At 62.5% G+C, this 22547-nt stretch carries 18 protein-coding genes; 2 read left to right on the top strand and 16 right to left on the bottom strand.

The window, feature by feature from the left end:
- Nucleotides 1-27: 27 nt before the first annotated feature.
- Together D0T21_RS03580 and D0T21_RS03575 are read left to right on the top strand one after the other, a co-directional pair.
- The gene (locus D0T21_RS03580) at nucleotides 28-531 is read left to right on the top strand and encodes a GAF domain-containing protein (RefSeq protein ID WP_116989344.1); all 504 of its coding nucleotides are present in this window, start codon (nucleotides 28-30) and stop codon (nucleotides 529-531) included.
- On the top strand, nucleotides 524-940 hold the full coding sequence (locus D0T21_RS03575) for a response regulator (protein WP_116988448.1): 417 nt from the start codon (nucleotides 524-526) through the stop codon (nucleotides 938-940). The genes D0T21_RS03580 and D0T21_RS03575 overlap by 8 nt, the downstream gene beginning before the upstream one ends.
- Here the strand turns inward: D0T21_RS03575 and D0T21_RS03570 are convergent.
- From D0T21_RS03570 to D0T21_RS03495, 16 genes are all read right to left on the bottom strand, one after another.
- Nucleotides 937-1875, bottom strand: a complete 939-nt coding sequence (locus D0T21_RS03570) for a LysR family transcriptional regulator (protein WP_116988447.1) — start codon at nucleotides 1873-1875, stop codon at nucleotides 937-939. The two genes, D0T21_RS03575 and D0T21_RS03570, sit on opposite strands and share 4 nt — an antisense overlap.
- Nucleotides 1876-1931: 56 nt before the next feature.
- Nucleotides 1932-2894 (bottom strand): glycoside hydrolase family 43 protein, encoded by a 963-nt coding sequence (locus D0T21_RS03565; protein ID WP_116988446.1) that lies wholly within the window; start codon nucleotides 2892-2894, stop codon nucleotides 1932-1934.
- Nucleotides 2895-2906: 12 nt separating this feature from the next.
- Complete coding sequence (gene yjfF / locus D0T21_RS03560) at nucleotides 2907-3896, bottom strand: galactofuranose ABC transporter, permease protein YjfF (RefSeq protein ID WP_229211318.1); 990 nt, start codon at nucleotides 3894-3896, stop codon at nucleotides 2907-2909.
- Nucleotides 3893-4972, bottom strand: a complete 1080-nt coding sequence (locus tag D0T21_RS03555) for an ABC transporter permease (RefSeq protein WP_199538423.1) — start codon at nucleotides 4970-4972, stop codon at nucleotides 3893-3895. Before D0T21_RS03555 ends, yjfF begins: the two co-directional genes overlap by 4 nt.
- A 19-nt stretch (nucleotides 4973-4991) precedes the next feature.
- Nucleotides 4992-6557 carry a sugar ABC transporter ATP-binding protein gene (locus tag D0T21_RS03550; RefSeq protein WP_116988443.1) on the bottom strand — a complete coding sequence of 522 codons (1566 nt, stop codon included), beginning with the start codon at nucleotides 6555-6557 and terminating at the stop codon, nucleotides 4992-4994.
- 4 nt (nucleotides 6558-6561) lie between these two features.
- Complete coding sequence (locus D0T21_RS03545) at nucleotides 6562-7524, bottom strand: ABC transporter substrate-binding protein (protein ID WP_116988442.1); 963 nt, start codon at nucleotides 7522-7524, stop codon at nucleotides 6562-6564.
- 107 nt (nucleotides 7525-7631) lie between these two features.
- Nucleotides 7632-10004 carry a beta-L-arabinofuranosidase domain-containing protein gene (locus tag D0T21_RS03540; RefSeq protein ID WP_373886661.1) on the bottom strand — a complete coding sequence of 791 codons (2373 nt, stop codon included), beginning with the start codon at nucleotides 10002-10004 and terminating at the stop codon, nucleotides 7632-7634.
- Nucleotides 10001-11011: an arabinan endo-1,5-alpha-L-arabinosidase gene (locus D0T21_RS03535; protein WP_116988441.1), complete on the bottom strand. Its 1011-nt coding sequence runs from the start codon at nucleotides 11009-11011 to the stop codon at nucleotides 10001-10003. The genes D0T21_RS03540 and D0T21_RS03535 overlap by 4 nt, the downstream gene beginning before the upstream one ends.
- Nucleotide 11012: 1 nt before the next feature.
- The gene (locus tag D0T21_RS03530) at nucleotides 11013-12575 is read right to left on the bottom strand and encodes a glycoside hydrolase family 43 protein (RefSeq protein ID WP_116988440.1); all 1563 of its coding nucleotides are present in this window, start codon (nucleotides 12573-12575) and stop codon (nucleotides 11013-11015) included.
- 4 nt (nucleotides 12576-12579) lie between these two features.
- Complete coding sequence (locus tag D0T21_RS03525; protein ID WP_116988439.1) at nucleotides 12580-14127, bottom strand: alpha-N-arabinofuranosidase; 1548 nt, start codon at nucleotides 14125-14127, stop codon at nucleotides 12580-12582.
- A 13-nt stretch (nucleotides 14128-14140) separates the two neighbouring features.
- Nucleotides 14141-16063, bottom strand: a complete 1923-nt coding sequence (locus D0T21_RS03520) for a glycoside hydrolase family 97 protein (protein ID WP_116988438.1) — start codon at nucleotides 16061-16063, stop codon at nucleotides 14141-14143.
- Nucleotides 16064-16229: 166 nt separating this feature from the next.
- Nucleotides 16230-16997, bottom strand: a complete 768-nt coding sequence (locus D0T21_RS03515; protein WP_116988437.1) for an SDR family NAD(P)-dependent oxidoreductase — start codon at nucleotides 16995-16997, stop codon at nucleotides 16230-16232.
- Nucleotides 16998-17019: 22 nt separating this feature from the next.
- The gene (locus D0T21_RS03510; RefSeq protein ID WP_116988436.1) at nucleotides 17020-18588 is read right to left on the bottom strand and encodes an aldehyde dehydrogenase (NADP(+)); all 1569 of its coding nucleotides are present in this window, start codon (nucleotides 18586-18588) and stop codon (nucleotides 17020-17022) included.
- On the bottom strand, nucleotides 18585-19577 hold the full coding sequence (gene araD1, locus D0T21_RS03505) for an AraD1 family protein (RefSeq protein WP_116988435.1): 993 nt from the start codon (nucleotides 19575-19577) through the stop codon (nucleotides 18585-18587). Before araD1 ends, D0T21_RS03510 begins: the two co-directional genes overlap by 4 nt.
- Nucleotides 19578-19594: 17 nt before the next feature.
- The gene (locus D0T21_RS03500; protein WP_116988434.1) at nucleotides 19595-21337 is read right to left on the bottom strand and encodes an IlvD/Edd family dehydratase; all 1743 of its coding nucleotides are present in this window, start codon (nucleotides 21335-21337) and stop codon (nucleotides 19595-19597) included.
- A 128-nt stretch (nucleotides 21338-21465) separates the two neighbouring features.
- Nucleotides 21466-22515: an aldose epimerase family protein gene (locus tag D0T21_RS03495; protein ID WP_116988433.1), complete on the bottom strand. Its 1050-nt coding sequence runs from the start codon at nucleotides 22513-22515 to the stop codon at nucleotides 21466-21468.
- Between the last annotated feature and the right edge of the window lie 32 nt (nucleotides 22516-22547).

Genomic DNA, 22547 nt, shown 5'->3' with positions numbered 1-22547 from the left:
CACCCCGACTTCAGGCGCCCGATGTCCATGCAAACCGCCCCGATCCCCGACAACGATGCCGAGCGCCTGGCGGCGCTGCGCGAGCTGCTGATTTTGGACACGCCGCCGGAAGAGCGCTTCGACAAGGTGGTGCAGTTCGCCGCCCAGGAATTCGACATGCCGATCGCGCTGCTGTCGCTGAGCGACGAGAACCGCCAATGGTTCAAGGCCCGCGTGGGCATGGACGCGTGCGAAGGCCCGCGCCACACTTCCTTCTGCGGCCACGCGATCCTGCAACCCGATATCTTCGTCATCCCCGACGCCCGCGCCGATCCGCGCTTTGCCGACAATCCCATCGTCACCGGCGAGCCGCATGCGGTCTTCTATGTAGGTGCGCCGCTGACCATGCCGTCCGGCTTCACCCTCGGCACCTTGTGCATGATCGACCACAAGCCGCGCACGCTGGACGCGACCGAACTGGCGATCCTGGCGACGCTGCGCGACTTGCTGCTGGAAGAACTCAGCCAACGTCAGGAGACGCAGCATGAGTGAAATCAGGAACCTGAACATGCTGCTGGTGGAGGAGCAGACGCTGTTGCGCCGGACCGTCGCGTTGACGGCTCGCTCACTGGGGTTGGGAACCATCCATGAAGCGGCCACCATGGAGGCGGCAGAACGCCTGCTGCGCGAGCACAGGTTCCACGGTGCGGTGATCTCGATCGACTGCGGTTCGCTGCCAGGCTGCACCTACAACCTGGCCTTGCTGGACCGGATGCGCAACGGCATCTACTCCAGCGACTGCGGCATCCCCATCGCGGTGATGGCGGAACACGCCACCGCCGAGCTGCTGAGCGACCTGCGCGAGCGCCACGTCAGCCGGGTGATCCTCAAGCCGTTCCGCGCCAAAGTGCTGCTGGACGCCTTCGCCAGCTTCGAGCAGCCGGCGCCGCACAAGGCTTAGAACATCTCTTTCGCCACTTCACGCACGGCCTTCAGCAGCAGGCTGGCGCCAGGCGACATGATGTGGCCATCGACCGTGATGATGCCGTAGGCGTCCATGCGGCACGGCAGTTCGATCGGCAGGATGTTGAGCACATTCTGCGATTCGTAGTACTTGGCGACGGCGATCGGCATGACGTTGAGTGCGTCCGTCTGCTGCAACAGCGGTTTAATCAGCAGCACGGCGGTGGTATCGACCACGTTGACCGGCACTTCGAGGCCGGCGCGGCGGAACATCAATTCGCAGCGCGCACGCAGGATGCTGCCCTGCGGCGGCAGGATCCACGGCTGGCTGGCGATATCGCGCAGCGACAGGTTGCGCGCCTTCAGCAACGGATGGCCGGGACGCACCACCGCGCACGCCGGCTCGTCGCCCAGTTCCTCGTAGCTCAAACCCTCCGCGCTCTGGCGCTCGGGGATGCGGCCGATCATGAAGTCCAGCCGGCCGCGCTGCAGCTGCTCCAGCAGGATGTTGGACTGCTCCATCTCCACGCCGATGCGTAGCTTGGGCGCCTGCAGCTTGGTGCGCGTGATCGCCTGCGGCAGCAGCGCGATCCCCGGCGTCATGATGGTGCCGATGTCCACCTGCCCGGACAGGCCGGCCTTGATGGCGACGATGTCCTCGTGCGCCAGCGAGAGACTGGTCAGCGCCATGCGGGCGTGGCGTATCATCGTTTCGCCGTAGATGGTCGGCTCCATGCCGCGCGGCAGACGGTCGAACAGCTGCACGCCCAGCATCTCCTCCAAGTCCTTCAACTGCTTGGAAGCGGCGGGCTGCGTCATGTGCAGCTCTTCGGAGGCGCGGTGGATATTGCGTTGTTCGTCAAGCGCGATCAGCAGCAGCAGCTGGCGCGTTTTGAGGCGCGCGCGCAAGAACCAGTTCGGGTTAGTTTCCATGGAAAAATGATATCACAATCGGTATTGATGTTGATGGCATACCGACTGTTGCGGTATCACTTGCATGCGGCGGAAGGATTGGCGGTTGGGCCTTCCCTGGTCTGCTTGATGAACGGGATGGTGCCGTCGGCGTTGTACTGGAACTCCTCCAACGCGACCGAGCGGCGGTACTCGCCACCACCCGGCAGCTTGGCGTTGTGATAGAAGATGTAGGACTTGCCGTTGAAATCGATGATGGCCTGATGGATGGTCTTGACCTTGGCGTTCTTCGACATGATCACGCCGCGATACTGCCACGGGCCGGTCGCGCTCGGGCCGGTCATGTACGCCGTCTCTTCCGGGAAGTTGCGGGAATAGGATAAATAGTATGTGCCGTTATGCTTGTGCAGGTAGGACGCCTCGGTGAACATGTCCATGCCGACGGTTTGGATCGGGCCGTCGAATTCGATCATGTTCGGCTTTAGCTTGGCGTACTTCAGCACTGTGTTGCCCCAGTAGAGATAGGCCTGGCCGTCGTCGTCCTGGAAAATGGCGGGGTCGATGTCATCCCAGGCGATCGGGGTTTGCAGCGTCATGTCGTTGCTGACCAGCGCCGAGCCGCGTGCATCGACGAAGGGGCCGGTCGGGCTGTCGGAGACGGCGACGCCGATGGCGTGGCCGGGAATGGTCGCGTGGTCGACGGTCGAATAGAAGTAGTACTTGCCATCGCGCTTGGTGATGTCGGCTGCCCAGGCGTGGCCCTTGGCCCATTTGAAGGTGGAGGCCTGCACCGGCGAGCCGCGGTCGGTCCAATTCTTCATGTCGCAGCTGGTGTAGACGCGCCATTCGTTCAGCACGTAGTCCGGGCTTTTCGGCGTGGCTTCGTCGTGGCCGACGTAGAGATAGACGGTGCCGTTTTCCACATACGCCGATGGATCGGCCGTGAACAGCTTGGGGAACAGCGGGTTGGCCGCCTGCGCGGCGCTCAGCGCCAGGCCAGCCATGGCAACGGCTGCGAATTTAATCAGCTTGATTTTCAAAGGTCTCTCCGGTTATTTTTTATGTTTTGCACCCAGCGCCATCAAGCGCTGCACCACGCAGAATACGAACAGCAGGCCGCCGATCACGATCTTGGTCCACCACGAGCTGAGGGTGCCATCGAAGGCGATCAGCGTCTGTATGGTGCCCAGCACCAGCACGCCCGACAGCGAGCCGGCCACGTAGCCATATCCGCCGCTGAGCAGCGTGCCGCCGATGACCACCGCAGCGATGGCGTCCAGCTCCGTGCCCTGCGCGTGCAGGCCATAACCGGACAGCATGTAGAACGAGAACAGCACGCCGGCCAGCGCGGCGCAGAAGCCGCTGAAGGCGTAGATCAGCACCTTGGTGCGTCCTACCCTCAAGCCCATCATCAGCGCCGATTGCTCGTTGCCGCCGACGGCATAGATGGCGCGGCCGAACGGCGTGCAGTGCGCGACGTAGATCGCCGCGGCCAGGGTCAGTATCGCGATCAGCGCTCCGGGCGAGATGAAGCCGCCCAGTATCGGCAACTGCGTCTGCGACATGGCGACGTATAGCGGATCATCGATGGTGATCGAGTTAATGCTGATCAGGTAGCACAGGCCGCGCGCCAGGAACATGCCGGCCAGCGTGACGATGAACGGCTGCAGCTTGAAGTAATGGATCATCGCGCCCATCGCCGCGCCGAAGCCCGCGCCCAGCGTCAACGCAATGACGATCACCAGCAGCGGCGGCAGGTGCCAGCTTTGCAGCAGCCAGGCGGAGATCATCGTCGTCAGCGCCAGCACCGAGCCCACCGACAGGTCGATGCCGCCGGAGAGAATGACGAAGCTCATGCCGACCGCGATCACCAGCAGGAATGCGTTGTCGATCAGGAGGTTGAACAGCACCTGCAAGGACAGGAAGCCGGGATAGGCCACGCCGCCCGCCGCCAGCAGGACGATCAGCAGCATCACCGTGACCAGCGACGTGAAATACGGCGACGCCATCCAGGCGCGCCCGCGAAGTATCATGGTGCTCATGCTGCGCCACCTTTAGTCCGGGCGCGGAACGCGCGCCACATGTTCTTGAATTCCGCCGACTGCGACAGGCAAACCAGGAATACCACTACCGACTTGACGACCATGTTGATTTCCGGCGGCAGGCCGAGGGAGTAGATGGTGTAGGTCAGCGTCTGGATGATCAGCGCGCCGATCACGCTGCCGGCCAGGCTGAATTTACCTCCGGCCAGCGAGGTGCCGCCCAGCGTGACGGCCAGGATTGCGTCCAGCTCCAGCAACAGGCCGGCGTTGTTGGCGTCCGCGCTCTTGATGTTCGCGCTGATCATCAGGCCAGCCAGGCCGGCGCAGGCGCTGCAAAACACGTAGACGAAGAAGATCAGAACCGCCGTCTTCAAACCCGCCAGCCGCGCCGCGACCGGATTGATGCCGACCGCCTGGATGAACAGGCCCAGTGCCGTCTTGCGCATCAACAGCGCGGTGACCAGGAATACCGCGCCGACGATGTAGAGCGAGAACGGCAGACCGAAAAGGTAACCGCTGCCGAGGAAGAAAAACGGCTTGTAATAGACGGTGACGATTTGTCCGTCCGTGAACAGCTGCGCCAGGCCCCGCCCAGCCACCATCAGGATCAGCGTGGCGACGATGGGTTGCAGCCCGAGGCCCGCCACCAGCAGGCCGTTCCACGCACCGCACAACAGCGCCGCGCCCATGGCTACGCACAAGGCCCAGACCATCGGCGTGTTGGCGACGTATTCGGGCACGCCGTTCTGCATCACCATCGTGCCGCCGATAAGCATCGCGGCGACGGTGCCGCTAATGGCGACCACCGCGCCGACCGAAATGTCGATGCCGCGCGTGGCAATCACCAGCGTCATGCCGAGCGCCGCCAGCACCAGCGGCGCGGCGCGGTTGGCGATGTCGATCAGGCTACCGTACAGGTGACCGTCCTTGATCTCCAGGTGGAAGAAGCCGGGAACCAGCAACAGGTCTACAAGCAGCAGCAAGACCAGCGCGGCCAGCGGACGGAATAAGGGATGGCGCACAAGCATGGATGCAGTCGATGGTGAGGTGGGGCTGGATGCGGCGGGGCGTGGCATGGCGATTTCGCTCAACGGGCTACTCATGGACGTCTCCTGCAGCGATCACTTGCAGCACCGAGCTCTCGTCCAACGCACCGCGCGGGTACTCGCCACCGGCTTTGCGGTCACGCATGACGACGATACGGTCGCTCACGCGCAGCACTTCCGGCAGCTCGGACGAAATGAACAGGATCGCCATGCCCTTGCGGCACAGGGCCGTCACATAGTCCATGATCTCCTGCTTGGCGCGCACGTCGATGCCGCGCGTTGGTTCGTCCAGGATCAGCATCTTCGGCTCGGTGGCCAGCCAGCGCGCCAACAGCACCTTCTGCTGATTGCCGCCGGAGAGAGTGCCGATAGGCGTTTCGATACTCGCCGTCTTGATGCCAAGCGCCTTGACGTACTCCTCCGCCAGCTGCTGCTGACGCTTGAGCGGAATCGCACGTAGGATGCCGGTGCGGGCCTGCAGTGCCAGGATCAGGTTCTCCCGCACGGACAGCTCAAGCACCGCGCCTTCATGCTTGCGGTCTTCGGAACAGAAACCGATTCCGGCGGCGATAGCGTCACGCGGCGAAGCGAAGCTGCACTCCTTGCCGTCGATGACGATGCTGCCGCTGTCCGCCTTGTCCGCCCCGAATAGCAAGCGCGCCGCCTCGGTGCGGCCGGAACCTAGCAGGCCAGCCAGACCAAGCAGCTCGCCCTGCCGCAGTTCGATATCCATCGGCGACAGTGCCCCCTTGCGGCCCAAGCCGACCGCGCGCAGGAAGGTCGTCAACTTCGACGGCGCAGCGGCAAGGGGGACAGTGGCAGCGGCAGCGGGTGCGCTGGCACCGTCGCTCTCGCCAACCTCAATACCCGCAGCAGGCGCGCCGACCATCTTGTTGACCAAATCAAACCGCGACAACTCGCTGCAAGCGTACTCGCCTTCCCGTTCGCCGTTGCGCATGACGGTGATGCGATCCGAAATCGCGTAGGTCTGATCGAGGAAGTGCGTCACAAACAATATCGCCATGCCCTGCTCGCGCAGGCCACGCAATACGCTAAACAACAGCTCCACTTCCTTCTCATCGAGACTGGAAGTCGGCTCATCGAGTATCAGCACCTTGGCAGACACCAGCAAGGCGCGTGAGATCGCCACCATCTGCTGGATCGCCAGCGGATAGCGCGCCAGCGGCAGCGATACATCGATCCGTATCTGCATCCGTTCCAGCAGCTCCACCGCCTGCCGCTGCATGCCAGCCCAGTCGATGCCACCGCGCTTGCGCGGATAGCGGCCGATGAAGATATTCTCCGCCACCGACAAATTCGGGCAAAGATTCACTTCCTGATAAACGGTGCTGATGCCCAGGTTCTGCGCCTCCAGCGTAGATGCAGGCTGTATCGCCCGCCCCTCCAGCAGAATCTGGCCCTGGTCCGGTGCATACACGCCGGTCAGCACCTTGATCAACGTCGATTTTCCGGCGCCGTTCTGGCCCATCAGCGTATGCACCTCGCCCGGATACAGGTTCAACGCCACGCCGCTCAAGGCCTGCACACCGGGGAATACCTTGCTGATGCCGCGCAGCTCCAGCACCGGAACGGGCGCGGAAGTTTGGATACTCATCGGATCAGTACTTACGGTTCGGGAATTCCTTGGCCGCGACTTCGGCCGGGAACACACCTTCTTGAGTGACGACGCGCTTGGGCACCGGCTTGTTGGCGACGACATCACGCGCCAGCTGCATCAGTTGTGGGCCCAGCAGCGGGCTGCATTCCACAGTCACGTTCAGCTTCCCGGCGATCATCGCCTCGAAGGCGCCTTTGACGCCGTCGATGGAAATCACGACGATGTCCTTGCCCGGTTTCAGGCCCGCTTCCTCGATGGCCTGGATGGCGCCGATCGCCATGTCATCGTTATGCGCATACAGCACATTGATCTTCTTGCCCTCGGCCTTGAGGAAAGCTTCCATCACTTCCTTACCCTTGGCGCGGGTGAAGTCGCCGGTCTGCGAGCGGATCACCTTCAGCTTCGGATTGCCGGCGATGACTTCCTCGAAGCCCTTCTTGCGGTCCAGCGCCGGCGCCGAACCGACGGTGCCTTGCAGCTCAACGATATTGATAATGGTATCGGGCGTTTTCTTCGCGCGCTCCAGCAGCCAGCGGCCGGCGCGGCGACCTTCTTCGACGAAATCCGAACCGATGAAGGTGGCGTACAGCGAAGGATCGCTGACGTTGACAGCGCGGTCGGTCAGGATGACGGGGATCTTGGCGGCCTTGGCCTCGCGCAGCACGGTGTCCCATCCCGATTCCACCACCGGCGAAAACGCGATCAGGTCCACGCGCTGGGCGATGAAGGAACGGATCGCCTTGACCTGGTTTTCCTGCTTCTGCTGGGCGTCGGCGAACTTGAGGGTGATGCCGTCCTTCTTGGCCGCGTCCTTGATCGACACAGTGTTCGCGGTGCGCCACTCGCTCTCGGCACCGACCTGCGAGAACCCGATCACCAGCGGCTTGGCCGCGAAGACCGGGGTGTTGAAGGTAAAGGCGGCGAGGAATGCGGCGGCCAGCACGGTTCTGCGATTGCACGTCATAGCGAAGTCTCCAGATGGATTTTTATGTATTTTCTGGATCACATACTATGAGAAACGAGAATATCTATCCAATGACATTTTCTGGCAGTTCGATACCAATTTTGATATCAACGCAACAAGCGCAAACCATACAAACCGCCCGCCATCGAACCTTTGCGGGCGACGAATTTGATCACCAGTTTTCCGCCAACCGCCATTGCGGGCGGGATGGCGTAGTCCCTGGTGTAGATCTCCTGCGGCGCCTTGGCGTCCAGGGCCACCTCCGCCAACAGCTGGCCGTTGACAAAGATATCGAAGCGGCGGCCGGCATCCAGCGTCGAATAAGTCAGCCTGAGTGTCTTCGCTTCGCCCTTCTTGTCGGTCAGGTCGTAGCTGAACCAGCCGCTCGCGTGCCGCCAGTGCAGGCCTTTGTTGATGCCCGCGTCCGCGCCCTCGCCTTTGAAGAAGTGATCGGATTCCGGCTGCTGCTCGCCCGGCGCCACCTGGTCGATGGTCTGAGCGTCCAGCGCCAGGCGCGCCGCCTCGTCCTGCGCGGCCTTGGACTGCATGAAGGCCAGGTTGGCCGGCGTCGAATACGGCCAATAGACCACGTAGCGTGAGTCGTGCAGGCGGAAGAACGGGATGAAGGTCACGCTGCCGACATTCTTGCCCTGCACCAGACCCGGCGCCGTGAACGTCAGCGGCTTGCCGGGCACCGGCTTGAAGCGGTCCATGAAGGCTTTGGTGTCGCTGACCAGCATGGGCGCGGATTCCAGCGGACATACCTGGCCTTGCGCCACGTGCCCCATACGCGAGTCGTCGGCGAAGAAGTTCAGCTTCTCGCCAGCGAAGGGGTTGGTTTTCGCCGCCAGCACAATGGGGCCGTGCAGCACCGCGTAGTAGTTGGACTTGTCCGGCATCTGCTCCAGATGGGTTTTCATCGGCAGCAGGATCTCGACCTTGTCGCCGTCCCGCCATACACGGCGCAGGTTGACGTAACGGTCCGCTCCAGCGTTGGCCGCCACCGGCTTGCCATTGACCGTGATGCGCAAGGCGCCATGCGCCACCCATTCGGGATAGCGGATCTTCATCGTGAACGCCTTGCTGCCCTTGACCGCGCCCTTGACCATAATCGTGCTACGGTCTTCGTCCGGGAAGCGATTGGCCTGCGTGATGGTCACGCCCTGCTCGCGCCAGTTCAGCGTCGAAGGGATGAAGAGGTTCACGTACAGCTGGTCGCCGCGATGTGCGTAGATGAATTCTCCGTACTTGGCGTGACTCTCGATGCCGGAGCCTACGCAGCACCACATGGCCTTGTCTACCTGCGAATAGACGCGATAGTGATTGGGGCGCATCGGCGTGAAGTAGACGAAGCCGCCGCTATCCGGCCGCTGCGAGGACAGGATATGGTTGTACAGCGCGCGCTCGTAGTAGTCGCTGTAGCTGCCCTTGGCGTCGCCGAGGAACAGCAGCTCGGTGAGCTTGAGCATATTGTAGGTGTTGCAGGTCTCCGGGCCTTCGACTTCATCGATCATCGAAGAGAAATCCTTATCGTCGTGGAAGTGCTCCTTGACGCTGTTGCCGCCGATGGCGACGGTGCGGTGATCGTGCACGGTCTGCCAGAAGAATTGCGCGGCCTGCTGCCAGTCGCGGCGGCCCGTGATGTCGCCGATGCGCTTGAAGCCTATCACCTTGGGGATCTGCGTATTCGCATGCAGGCCGGTGAGCTGGTCCTTGCCCTCTTCCAGCGGCCGCAGGATGGCCTGATGGGAGAAGCGGATCGCCAGGTCCATGTATTTTTTCTGTCCCGTCATCTGGGCGACGTCGGCCAGCACTTCATTCATGCCGCCGTGTTCACTGCGCAGCATGGACTGCATCTGCTCTTCGCTCAGGTGCGAGGTCAATTCCAGCGCCCAGTCGGACATGGCGATCAACATCGCGCGGGCATCCGCATTGCCAGCGTAGGTGTAGGCGTCGCGCAGGCCCGCATACACCTTGTGCAGGTTGTACCACGGGACCCACTTGCCGTTGACGGAGAAATTGTCGGCATGGAGTTCGCCCTTGGCGATGGCTTGCCAGGCTGCGCTGCCGTCAGGGATGCCACCGATGTAGCCGTTGCCATTGCGCTCCTGGCAGCGCTTGAGCTCCGCCACGAAGTAATTCAGGCGACGGAGAACTTCGTCGTCGCCGGTGGACGCGTACATCAGCGCCAGCGCGGAAAGATAGTGGCCGCCGAGGTGGCCATCCAGGCCGGACGATTCCCAGTTGCCGTAGCTGGGCTGCTTCAGCGGCAGGCCGGCTTCGCGCAGGAACGGCGCGAGCAGACGGTCCGGTTCCATCTCAAGCAGGTAATGCAGGTCCGTCCGCTGGGCTTCCAGGAAGGGGCTGTCGCCAAGACGGACGTCGGCCAGCGGGAATAGCTGCAGCGGAGTTGCCGCAGCCGATGCACACAGCATCGCGGCGGCGACCAGCGCCGCCACCCCGCGCAGCAACACCATCATGGCGTCGGCAGCTGGTTGCTGCGGTATCGGTTCAGGTCCGCCGCATCCACCACCGGCCAGCCGCTGGCGTCCCACTTCATTTCCATGATCTTCAGCTTTTGCAGGTAGTTGTCCGCCGTCTCGTAGGCGTGCAGCACCATGTAGTCCTTGCCGTCGATGGTGTAGGCGCTGTTGTGGCCCAGACCTTTCCAGTCCTTGTCGCCGGCGATGACGGTGGAGCCGCCGCCCTTCATCATATCGACGCCGTTCTTGTCCACGTAAGGACCGGCGACCTCCCTGGACCGGCCGACAACAACGTAGTACGTGCTGTCACCCTTGCGGCAGCAAAGCCCGAATGACGCGAACAGATAGTAGTAGTCGCCCTTCTTGAAGATAAACGGCGCCTCGATCTCATCCGGCCCCGCCGACTTCTCCGCCACCGATGGCCCGCGCGAACGGCTGGCTATTGCATGCCATTCCTGCGGCTCCGCCAGGCCGGTCCAATCCGCATTCAGCCTCACCAGCTTCAGGCCACTCCAGAAGGAACCGAAAGCCATCCACGCCCCGCCCTTGCCGTCTTCGACGATGTTCGGGTCGATGGCGTTCCAGTCGTCGCGCAGCGGCACGGATTGCAGCACCATGCCCTTGTCTTCCCAACGGTAGTCCGGCGAGCGGGGATTGAGCGTCTTGTTGACCGTAACGCCGATACCCGACGTGTTCTTGCCGAAGCCCGAAACAGAATAGTACAAATAGTATTGTCCGTTATGGAAGTGCACATCCGGCGCCCAGATATGGCCGTCGAAAGTCGGCGCGGCACGCTTGGCCCACACCGGCTGGTCCTTGAAAATGCGGCCTTCCGGCGTCCAGTCCTTCATGTTCCTGGAGCTGTAGAAGGTGATACCCGGCCCAGTACTGAACACATACCAGGTATCGCCCTCCTTCGCCATCACCGGATCGTGGACGCTGACTTCCTTGGCTGAGCAAACCGACAGCGCCAACAGGCCCAATGCAAATATCGCTGACTTCATCCTAACTCCCTGTGCGCGCGCCCCAGATCGACACGCCATCCACCGACTGCGCGGTCCACGTCACCACGAAAGCGCTGGCATTAGTATTCCATTGGCGCGACAGCACGCCGTTGAAGGTGCCGGTAGCGCCCAGCGAAATCGTGATCTTGTTGGCGCCATTATGCTTCCAAGTGCCGGTGGCGGCGCCGGAAACCGTGCCGTCGGCCGCCAGCTTGATATTCTGCGAAGCCTTGATCGCCGCCGTGATGTCCTTGCCGTGATTGATCATCTTGTACGTGCCGGCGGTATCGGCAGCGGTCACCTCGGCCGACAGCACCGTCGAGTTCTTGCTGAGCGGGGCGTAGCGGAACGGCGACACGACGATCCAGCCGTCTTCGTTGATGAACATCTCGTGCACGCGGATCTGGTGGAACTCGCCGGTGCCGGGGAAACGCGTGTGGAACACCAGGAAGTACTGGCCGGTCGCAGCCTCGTAGTAAGCGGAGTTGTGACCCGGCGATACATAGCCCAGCGGCGTGCCGGTCTCGCCGTCCGCCAGCGCGAACTGGTAGTTCCCCATAATCTTCTGGCCGAACGGTGCGATGCTGGCATCGTCGAACAGGGGCAGCGCGGGATTGGCTTTGACGTTGGCCATATCGTTGCCCTTGGCGTCCACGTACGGACCGTCCGGGTTCAGCGAGCGCGCCACGCGCATATTGTAGGCGCCGTTCGCATCCAGCCCGCCGAAGGACGTGAACAGGTAGTAGTACTTCGACTGCGGGCTGTACATCACATACGCACCCTCGATGCGGCTGTGGTTCCCGCCCATCAGGTGCTTGCCGTAGCCCTGGCCAGGCTTCTGCAAACCGGTGGCAGGATCCATCGCCAGGATGAAGATGCCGCCGGAGTAGGAGCCGTAGATCATCCACAGCTTGCCGTCCTTGTCGAAGAAGGTGTTTGGGTCGACCACGTTCGGCATTGTCAGCGCATCGTAGATGTTGACGCCGTCCTCGCTGATCAGGCCCCACATGCCGGACTTCAGCATGATCTGCTTGTTGACGTATGGGCCTTCGATCTTGTCCGCCACGGCCACGCCCAGCGCCGAACGCGGCGAATCACCCTTGCAGGCGTTGTAGTAGAAGTAGAACTTGCCGTCGCCGAGCTTGACCACGTCCGGCGCCCACAGGTCCGTCACCTGCGCCCAGGTGAAGGTGTCTGCCAGCGCGGTGACGACGTTGTTGAACAACGGATTGGCAGCGTTGACGCCATCCGCGATCTTGGTCCAGTTCATCAGGTCCGTCGATTTGGCGGCGGCCAGGTGCGAACCGAATACGTAATACGTGCCGTCTACCTTGATTACTGCCGGGTCGTGTACCGATGCATCGCCAAACGTAATGGTGGTCGGCGACGGCGCTGGAGTCGGAGTTGGCGTTGGAGCGGGAGTCGGAGTCGGCGCTGGCGTCGGAGTAGGCACCGGCGTGACCGGATTGGCGCTTCCACCGCCACCGCCGCAACCTGCCAGCAGCAGTGCTACGCCGCCGGCAATGGCCTTGCGGCGCGAAACCGAGATGTCGTGTTCACTCATGCCCTCACTCCACCGCGACAACGACAACGGCCTTGGCCGGGATCTTCACCGTCAGCTTGCCGTCAACTGCGGTAGCGCTGTACGGCACTGGCTTGATCGCCTGCGGCGCCTGGAAGGTGTTATGCGCATCCATCGCAGCGGCGGTCAGCACGCGCCCTTTGACCGATTTGATCGTCTGCCCCGGCACATTGATCGCCACATCCGCAGCCTGGCCCGGATTGGTATTGACCAGCGCCAGATACAGCTTGCCATCGGTGCCACGCGCGGCCGATGCGCTGATCTCAGGGACGCTAGCGCCATCCAGCGCATATTGCGGATTGTTCGACAACGTCAACGGCAGCGAGGTGGCGCCCTGGAACGGCACGTACATCTCGAAGGCGTGATAGGTCGGCGTCAACACCATCTTGTCCTTGTCGGTGATGATCATCGATTGCAGCACGTTGACCATCTGCGCGATATTGGTCATGCGCACGCGGTCTGCATGGGCATGGAAGATGTTGAAGTTAAGCGCTGCAACAACCGCATCGCGCAGGGTGTTCTGCTGAAACAAGAAGCCGGCGTTGGTGCCCTTCTCCACGTCGTACCAGGTACCCCACTCGTCGACGAACAGGCCCAGTTTTTTCTCCGGGTCGTTCTTGTCCATCGCGGCGGAGTTCTTGCGGATGTGGTCTTCCATGCGCAGCGTATTGGTCAGCGTGGACATCCACTCCCGCTCCGGGAAGCCGGTGGCGGCGCCCTTCACGTCCCATTTTCCGGTCGGGATGGTGTAGTAGTGGAAGCTGATGCCGTCGGTTTGGCGCTTCAGCTGCTTGCTCAGTACTTCGGACCAGGTCAGGTCGTTGTCGTTGCCGCCGCTGGCGATCATCTTCGGACGGTATTGCTGCGGCGCGCGCAGGAAGGTCTCGACGTTCTTGTACAGGTCCGCGTAGTGTTCTGGCGTCATATTGCCGCCGCAGCCCCAGGCCTCGTTACCGATCGCGAAATAGGCGACCTTGAACGGCTTCTCATGGCCGTTCTTGCGGCGCAGATTGGCCAGCGTGGACTGGCTGTCGGAAGTCATGTACTCGACCCACTCCGACATCTCCTGCGCGCTACCGGTGCCGAGATTGCCGTTGACGTAGGCATCGGCGCCCAGCAGGTCGACCAGGTCGAAGAATTCGTGCGTGCCGACGGCGTTGGATTCCGCCACGCCGCCCCAGTTGGTGTTGACCTTGACCGGACGCTTCTCGCGCGGGCCCAGGCCATCCTTCCAGTGATATTCATCGGCGAAGCAGCCGCCCGGCCAGCGTACCAGCGGCACGTGCATGGCCTTCAGTGCGCCGACCACGTCGTTGCGCCAGCCCTTGGTGTTCGGGATCTTCGATTTGGGACCGACCCACATGCCTTCATAGATGCCGGTACCCAGATGCTCGGCGAACTGGCCGTAGATGTCCTTGTTGATCACGGCGCCCGGTTTGCCGGCGTCGATGGTAAGGCCGATGGCATCGGCGGCGAATGCGCCGCCGGAAGCCAGCAGGCAGAAGGCGAGTACTCCGTTTTTGATAGTGTTCATTGTGATCTCCTGTTTATAGTTTTATGACAAAGCCGCCGTGCGGCTTGATCGTTACAGCTACTTTTTTGCCGGCAGCGATGCTGCGCTGGCTGAAACTGCGTTCGGCGCCACCGTCGCCGATGACCACGCCCTGCTTGGCGCCGACGAAGGACAAGTCCAGCGTCAACGCCTTGTCCGCATTGGTGGCGTTGATGCCGGCGATGTACCAGGTGTCGCCGGAGCGGCGCGCGATGACTGCGTACTGGCCTGGATAGCCGTCTACAAGGCGGCTGTCATCCCAGCTGCGCGGCAGCTCCTGCAAGAAGGATTTGACATAGGCCGGCACGGTGGCCATACCTTCCGGGATCTCGGCGAAGTGCTGAATGCCGGAGATGTAGAGCACCGATGTGGCAAGCTCGAAACCGTTGCTGGAGCTGCGCTTGATCTTGGGGATATCGCCGAACACCATCGGCGTGAAGTCCATCGGATCGAACAGGTTGCGGGCGAACGGCAGCATGGCCGCGTGGGTCGGCATCTTGTCCTCGTCGACCTGCTCGAAGGTGGTGAACTCCATGCCGCGTACGGCTTCCATCGTCATCAGGTTCGGCCAGGTGCGGGTCCAGCCGCGCGGCAGCGTGGCGCCGTGGAAGTTGACCAGCAGGCCGGCATCGGCAGCGTCGCGAAGGATATTGATGTAGTAGGCGATCATGGATTGCGCGTCGCCGTTGAAGAAGTCGATCTTCACGCCTTTGACGCCCATGTCATGCAGGCGCTTGAACTCGGCCACGCGCTGTTCATGGGTCAGCAACTGGCTTTTAGGGGAGTATTCGGTTGAGTTCCATGGGCCGGAAGAGTTGTACCACAGCAGAATACCGACCTGTTTCGTCGCCGCGTAGTCGACCAGTTCCTTGATCTTGTCGTAGCCGATCTTGCGGTCCCAGTCGGCGTCGATCAGGGTGTAGTCCCAATGCATATCGGCGGCGTAGTCGATGAACTTCTTCTGCACGTCGTAGACCGTTGCGTCGTCCTTCATCAACGCCCAGCTCCACGAAGCGTGGCCTGGCTTGACCAGCTGCTTGTCGAAGGCGATGGCCGGCGCGGCCAGGTCGGTGCCGAGCGTGGAATTGGTCACCGTCTTCAGGGAGCCCAGTGCCAGCAGGCGCCAGGGCGAAGTCAGCGTGCCGTCTACTTCGGCCAGCAGGCCGCCGCCCGGATAGATTTCGGCGGCCATCGGATTGCCGATGCTGTATTTTCCTCCTGCGGATTCCGGCGCCAGGCGCGAGGCCTGGAAGCTGCCGTCCATGCCGGCCTCGGAGATCGCCACCCAGTTATCGCCGCTCTTGAACAGCGCTGGGAACACCCAGCCCGCCGGCGATGGCGATGCGGTGCCGACCAGGATGTCCATCTGATAGTGCTCTTCGTAGGAAGGATTGGTTCTACTCCAGCCGGTTTGCGCCACGGCGATCGGTTGCAGCCATGCCTTGGCCGTAGGCGGCAAAGCGAAGGTGGTGCGCTCCTGAATCAGCTTTTTGTGCGGCAGCGATGGCTCGGCAACGACGTAGCGGAAGGCCACGCCATCGTTCGACACACGGAACACGATGTCCATCGCCTGTTGCTGCGCGTTGCGCACGGTGTAGGTTTGCTCGTTGGCGCGATAGCTGATGCTGCTCTTTTTACCGACAGCCATCTGATACTGGTCGCTGACGGCGCGGGCCTTGGAGGTGGCCGCAATTGTCAGTGTGCTAGCCAGATCGGCACCTTGCAGTTGCAGGCCTAGCCCGGAAGCCAACAGCACCGGCTTGCCGTCGCGGGAAATCGAATACGCCAAGCCACCGCCAGCAGTGGCTTGCACTTTGACGCTGATGTGATGATCGGGACTGGTCAGCGCAGGCTGCGCTGCGGCCGCCGTCATTGCACTGGCGGCGAGCGCCAGCGCGGAGAAACATGTCTTTGCCATGTTCTTGCCTTTTTTATGGTTATGTATCCCCACCGCCTCATAGGACGGCTGTCTCCGGGGCAAAACTTATGGAGGGGGTCAAGTCTGACATTCGGACACGGCCTCTACCGTAATCAGCCCTACGGCAAAGCTCGTGTCCGAATGTCAGACTTGACCCCCGTTGTTTTTATACCCAGCCGGCGTCGACGATGAACTCCTGGGCGGTGCACATCGCACCGTCTTCGGCGGCGAGGAACAGCACCATCGATGCCACGTGCTGCGGCAGCAGCTTGGTCGGCATGCACTGGTTACGCTTGATATCCTGCTCGCCCGCGTCGTCCAGCCACAGGTCGATCTGGCGCTGCGTCATCACCCAACCCGGCGTGACGGTATTGACGCGGATGCCATGCGCGCCGAACTCGCGCGCCAGCCCGCGCGTCAAGCCATGCACCGCCGCTTTGGACGTGGCATACACCGCATAGCCCGCGTTCTTGACGTGCCACGAGATCGATCCGACGTTGATGATCGAGCCGGAGCCCTTCTTCTTCATGCCTTCCAGGACCGCCTGGCAGGTGAAGAACATCGGACGCTGATTGATGGCGATGCGTTCGTTCCAGTAATCCACCGTCACCTCGGCCGTCTCGTGGCGCTGGTCGTTGGCGGCGTTGTTGACGAGGATGTCGAAATCGCCAACGTTGGCCGCCATCTCGGACATGGTGCTTTGCAGCGCCGGGATATCGGTGATATCGCACTGGCGGAACAGGGGTTCAGGATAACCAGCCTCCTTCACCCTGCGTATCAAGGCAAGGCTGGCGTCGCGGGCGATGTCGACGAATGCCACCTGCGCGCCCTGCTCGGCGAAGGAAATCACCATCGCCTCGCCTATCCCTGTGCCGCCACCCGTAATAAATACACGCTTGCCGCGCAAGCTGCCAAATTTGGCCAATTGGGTCATACAGTCTCCGTTATTATTTTTTTCAGCCGCGCGTCAGTTCGCCCTCGCGGCGACGCCAGGTTGCGGCGCCGTTGTCGCGCAATACCTCCGGCAGCAAGGCCTGCGACAGGTTCTGGTACGACACCGGACGCAGGAAGCGCACGATGGCGCCCGTACCTACGGACGTGCTGCGGCCATCGGAGGTCGACGGGAACGGACCGCCGTGCACCATCGCACTGCACACTTCCACGCCGGTCGGGAAACCGTTGGCCAGGATGCGACCGGCTTTGCGCTCCAGTACCGGCAGCAGCGCATGTGCCAGATCCAGGTCACCATCGTCCAGTTGCAGGGTGGCGGTCAGCTGGCCTTCCAGGCTTTCGGCGACTTGATGCAGCTCCGCGATGTCCTTGCAGGCGACCAGCAACGAAGCCGGGCCGAATACTTCCTCCGACAACGCATGCTGCGACAGGAAGGCCGCGCCACTGGCGACGAACAGCGCCGGGGCGCCCTTGCCTTCCGATTGCGGCGCCAGCGCCAGCGTCTTCACGTCCGCATGCTCCGCCAGTTGCGTGATCCCGCGCTGGAAGCTGCCGGCGATCCCAGGCGACAGCATCGCGCATGCGGCGCCACCGGCCAGCGCCTGCGCGGCGGCGTTGGCAAAGCGGTCCAGGTCAGGGCCGCCGACGCCGATCACCAATCCCGGATTGGTGCACATCTGTCCCACGCCCAGCACCAGCGAACCGGCGAAACCGGCGGCGATTTCCTCGGCGCGCGCAGCCAATGCACGCGGCATCAGGAACACCGGATTAATCGAACTCATTTCCGCATACACGGGAATCGGCACCGGACGCGCGGCCGCAACAGCCATCAACGCCAGGCCACCGCTGCGCGAGCCGGTGAAGCCGACCGCCTTGATCGCAGGATGACGCACCAACTCCTGGCCGATGCCGTTGCCACTGCCGGTCAGCAGCGAGAACACGCCGGCAGGCAGGCCACAAAGCTCCACCGCCTTGACCACTGCGCGGCCCACCAGCTCGGACGTGCCGGGATGCGCGGAGTGCGCCTTCAGCACCACCGGGCAGCCGGCCGCCAGTGCCGACGCGGTATCGCCACCAGCCACAGAAAAAGCCAACGGGAAGTTACTGGCCGCGAAGACCGCTACCGGACCGAGACCGATCATGCGCATCCGCAGGTCGGGACGCGGCGGCGCCCGTTCCGGCAGCGCCTTGTCGATGCGGACATCGTTCCACGAGCCTTCGCGCAGCAGGTTGGCAAACAGTTTCAACTGGCCGACGGTGCGGCCACGCTCACCCTCAATGCGCGGGCGCGGCAGGCCGCTTTCGGCCATCACGCGCTCCACCAGCACATCGCCCAGCGCCATGATCTGTTCCCCGATGGTTTCGAGGAAGACCGCGCGTTTCTCGTCGCTCAGCGAGCGGAAGGTGTCGAACGCGGCGTCGGCCAGGCGGCAGGCCTGGTCGATCTGCGCGAAATCGACAGCATGGAATTCAGGCTCCATCGGCGCTTGCAGCGATGGGTTGTAGCCGCGGATGGCAGCGCCAGTGCCTTTGACGGCCACGCCGCCTATCAGTGCTTCACCGGTAATGATCATAATGCTTTCACTTTCGCGACTTCGGTTTTGTACACGGTCAGCTTGTTGCGCAGGACCGGGCCGAATTGCGGTGCTTCGATTTCAAACGTCTCGCCGGGTTTGACGACGATGTTGTCGGCCACGCTCAGCGTCGCCGTACCGAAGAAGTGGATATGCACATCGCCCGGACGCTTGAACAGCGGGTACTTGAAGTGGTGGTGTTCCAGGTTGCCGATAGTGTGCGACATATTCTGCTCGCCGCTGAAGAAAGCCTTCTGCCAGCGGACCTTGCCTTCGACGTCATAGATACGCGAGGTGCCTTCGATATGCGCAGGCGCTTCGCCGACCAGCAGCGCCGGGCCCAGGCCACAGGCGCGCAGCTTGGAGTGCGCCAGGTACAGGTAGTTCTGGCGCTCGGTCACGTGGTCCGAGAATTCGTTGCCGATGGCGTAGCCGACGCGGTACGGCTGACCGTCGTCGCCGATCACGTACAGGCCCGCCACTTCAGGCTCTTCGCCGCCATCCAGAGCGAAGTCCGGCATGCTCAGGGCCTGGCCGCTGGCGGCGACGATGGAACCGTCGCCCTTGTAGAACCATTCCGGCTGCACGCCGGCTTCGCCCTCTGCAGGCTTGCCGCCTTCAACGCCCATGCGGAACATCTTCATGGAGTCGCTCAGGGATTCGACGTCGCCGCCGATTTTCTTGTGCATGGCGTCACGGGTATCGGCGCTGCCCAGGTGAGTCAGGCCGGTGCCGGTGACGTAGCAATGGGCGTCGTCGCTGTGGTCCAGCGGCGGCAGCAGGCGGCCCGACGCTGCGACGGCGTCGAACGCCAGCAACGTGGATCCGGCGGACTTCACCACCAGGTCGGCCAGGCCGATCGACTGGCGTATCGCGGCCAGCGCCAGTGCGTAGGTCCTGTCGTAGCCTTCGATGACGCGGATGGAGTTCTGTTCCAGCACGCCGACCTGGCGCGCGCCTTGTTCGTTCTTGAATTGTACGAGTAGCATGGTGTCTCCGAATTTGATTAGTGCGAGTGGCGCGGCACGGCCGATCCGCGATTCCCGACCAGGAAGTCGAAATCGCAGCCTTCGTCGGCTTGCAGCACGTGATCGATGTACAGTTTCTGGTAGCCGGTCTTGGGACCCGGCGCCGAGCCGGCGACGCGCACGGCCTGGCGCTCCGCCATCTCCGCTTCCGATATCTCCAGGTTCAGCAGGCCGCCTGCGCAATCGAGCGTGATCCAGTCGCCGTCCTTGACGATGCCCAGCGGGCCGCCGGCCATCGCTTCCGGCGCCACGTGCAGCACCACGGTGCCGTAGGCTGTGCCGCTCATGCGCGCATCCGAGATACGGACCATGTCCTTGACACCAGCCGCCAGCAGTTTCGGTGGCAGGCCCATATTCCCTACTTCGGCCATGCCCGGATAACCTTTCGGGCCGCAGTTCTTCATCACCAGCACCGAGTTGGCATCAACTTCCAGTTCCGGGTCGACGATGCGGCTCTTGTAATGCTCGAAGTCCTCGAACACCACGGCGCGGCCGCGATGCTGCATCAGTTCCGGCGTGGCGGCAGATGGTTTCAGCACGGCGCCACGCGGCGCCAGGTTGCCGCGCAGGATGCAGATGCCGCCATCCTTCAGCAGCGGCTTCTCCAGTGGACGTATCACTTCGTCGTCGTAGATCGGCGCTTCCTTGCAGTTTTCCCACAGCGATTTTCCGTTGACGGTCAGCGCATCCGGATGCGGTACCAGGCCGCCATCGCCCATGCGGCGAATCGCGCCTGGAAGGCCGCCGGCGTAGTAGAACTCTTCCATCAGGAAGCGGCCCGACGGCAGCAGGTCGACGATGGTTGGCGTGCCGCGACCGACGCGGGTCCAGTCTTCCAGCTCCAGGTCGACGCCGATGCGGCCGGCGATGGCTTTAAGGTGAATCACGGCGTTGGTCGAACCACCGATGGCGGCGTTGACGCGGATCGCGTTCTCGAAGTTCTCGCGCTTGAGGATCTTCGACAGCGTCAGGCCTTCCTTGACCATCTCGACGGCGCGGATGCCCGACATATGCGCCAGGATGTAGCGGCGCGAATCGACGGCGGGAATGGCGGCGTTGTGCGGCAGCGTGGTGCCCAGCGCTTCGGCCATGCAGGCCATCGTGGACGCGGTGCCCATGGTGTTGCAGGTGCCTGCGGAACGGGAGTGGCCCGATTCCGCCGACATGAATTCGTGCATGGTGATTTCACCGGCCTTGACCTGCTCGTGCAGCTGCCATACGGCGGTGCCGGAGCCGATGTTCTTGCCGTTCAGCTTACCGTTCAGCATAGGGCCGCCGCTGACGACGATAGTGGGAATGTCGACCGAGGCGGCGCCCATCAACAGCGCCGGCGTGGTTTTGTCGCAGCCGACCAGCAGTACCACGCCGTCCATCGGATTGCCGCGGATAGATTCTTCGACGTCCATGCTGGCCAGGTTACGGGTCAACATGGCGGTTGGACGCAGGTTCGATTCGCCGTTGGAGAACACCGGGAATTCAACCGGGAAGCCGCCTGCTTCGAGAATGCCACGCTTGACGTGCTCCGCCAGTTTGCGGAAGTGGGCATTGCAAGGGGTCAGCTCCGACCACGTGTTGCAGATGCCGATGATAGGTTTGCCCTGGAATTCATGATCAGGAATGCCCTGATTCTTCATCCAGCTGCGATACATGAAACCGTTTTTGTCTTGGGTACCAAACCACTCGGCGGAGCGCAGCTTCACCTTTTTGTCGTTATCGGACATGCATATCTCCTCAGTATGTTCTTGTACGGGGGCGTGCTTGTCATGCCCCCGCATCGATAAGCCATACTAAGTTGTAGTGAGATATCTTTCCAATAAATTATTATTCGACTTTGATACCCGAATCGGTATCAGTCCTCGACGGAGAAGCGGTAGCTCATGACGGTGGTGTACTCCTCGCCCGGACGCAGTATCGTCGACGGGAATTCGGGACGGTTCGGCGAGTCCGGATAGTGCTGCGGTTCGAGGCAAAAGCCGCTGCGATGGCTGTAGATACGCCCTTTTCCACCCATGCCGTCATGCAGGAAGTTCCCGCTATAGAACTGCACGCCCGGCTCCTGGGTCAGCACTTCCAGCACGCGGCCGGAGGACGGATCGCGCACGCGGACCGCCAGTTCCAGCGCGCCAGGCGCGGATTTATTCAGCACGAAGTTGTGGTCGTAGCCGGCGCCGTGGCGCAGCTGCTCGTCGTCTTCGTTGATGCGCGCGCCGATCGCGTGCGGCGTGCGGAAGTCGAACGGCGTGCCTGCCACCGCAGGCAGTTCGCCGGTGGGTATCAGGCCGCTGTCGACCGGCGTGTAGGCGTCGGCGGCGATGGTCAGCTCGTGGGACAGGATGTCGCCCTTGCCGGCCAGGTTGAAATAAGCGTGGTTGGTCAGGTTGACCGGCGTCGCTTTATCGCTGATTGCGTGGAAAGCGATACGCAATTCGTTATTGTTCCGCAGTTCGTAGATGGCGGTGACTTCCAGGTTGCCCGGGTAGCCTTGTTCGCCGTCGGGGCTCAGGTAGCTCAGGATGAGGCCCGCCGATTTGGGCGTGGCGAAGGTTTCGGCTTCCCACATGCGGCGGTGGAAGCCGTCCAGGCCTCCGTGTAAATGGTTTACACCGTTATTCACGTTCAGCTCATAGGTTTCGCCGTCCAGCGTGAAACGGCCGTTGGCGATGCGGTTGCCATAACGGCCGATCAGCGCACCGAGGTAGTGCGATTCGCCCAGGTAGGCGGCGGCATCGTCGAAGCCGAGGCAGACGTCGGCCAGCTGGCCGTCGCGGTCCGGCGTGTGGATTTCGGTGATCACGCCGCCAAGGTCGCTGATCTTGACGATCATGCCGTTGGCGTTGGTCAGGGTGTACAGGGTGGCTTCGGGGCCGAAGGCGGATGTGGTGATCGTAGGTTGGGACATGGTGTGGCTTTCTAATGGCAAGGCGGCCGAGA

It is taken from the genome of Duganella sp. BJB476 (assembly GCF_003416895.1).
GTDB lineage: Bacteria > Pseudomonadota > Gammaproteobacteria > Burkholderiales > Burkholderiaceae_D > Rugamonas.
The sequence above is the reverse complement of the archived record's forward strand: the minus strand, read 5'-3'. Positions and strand labels throughout refer to the sequence as shown.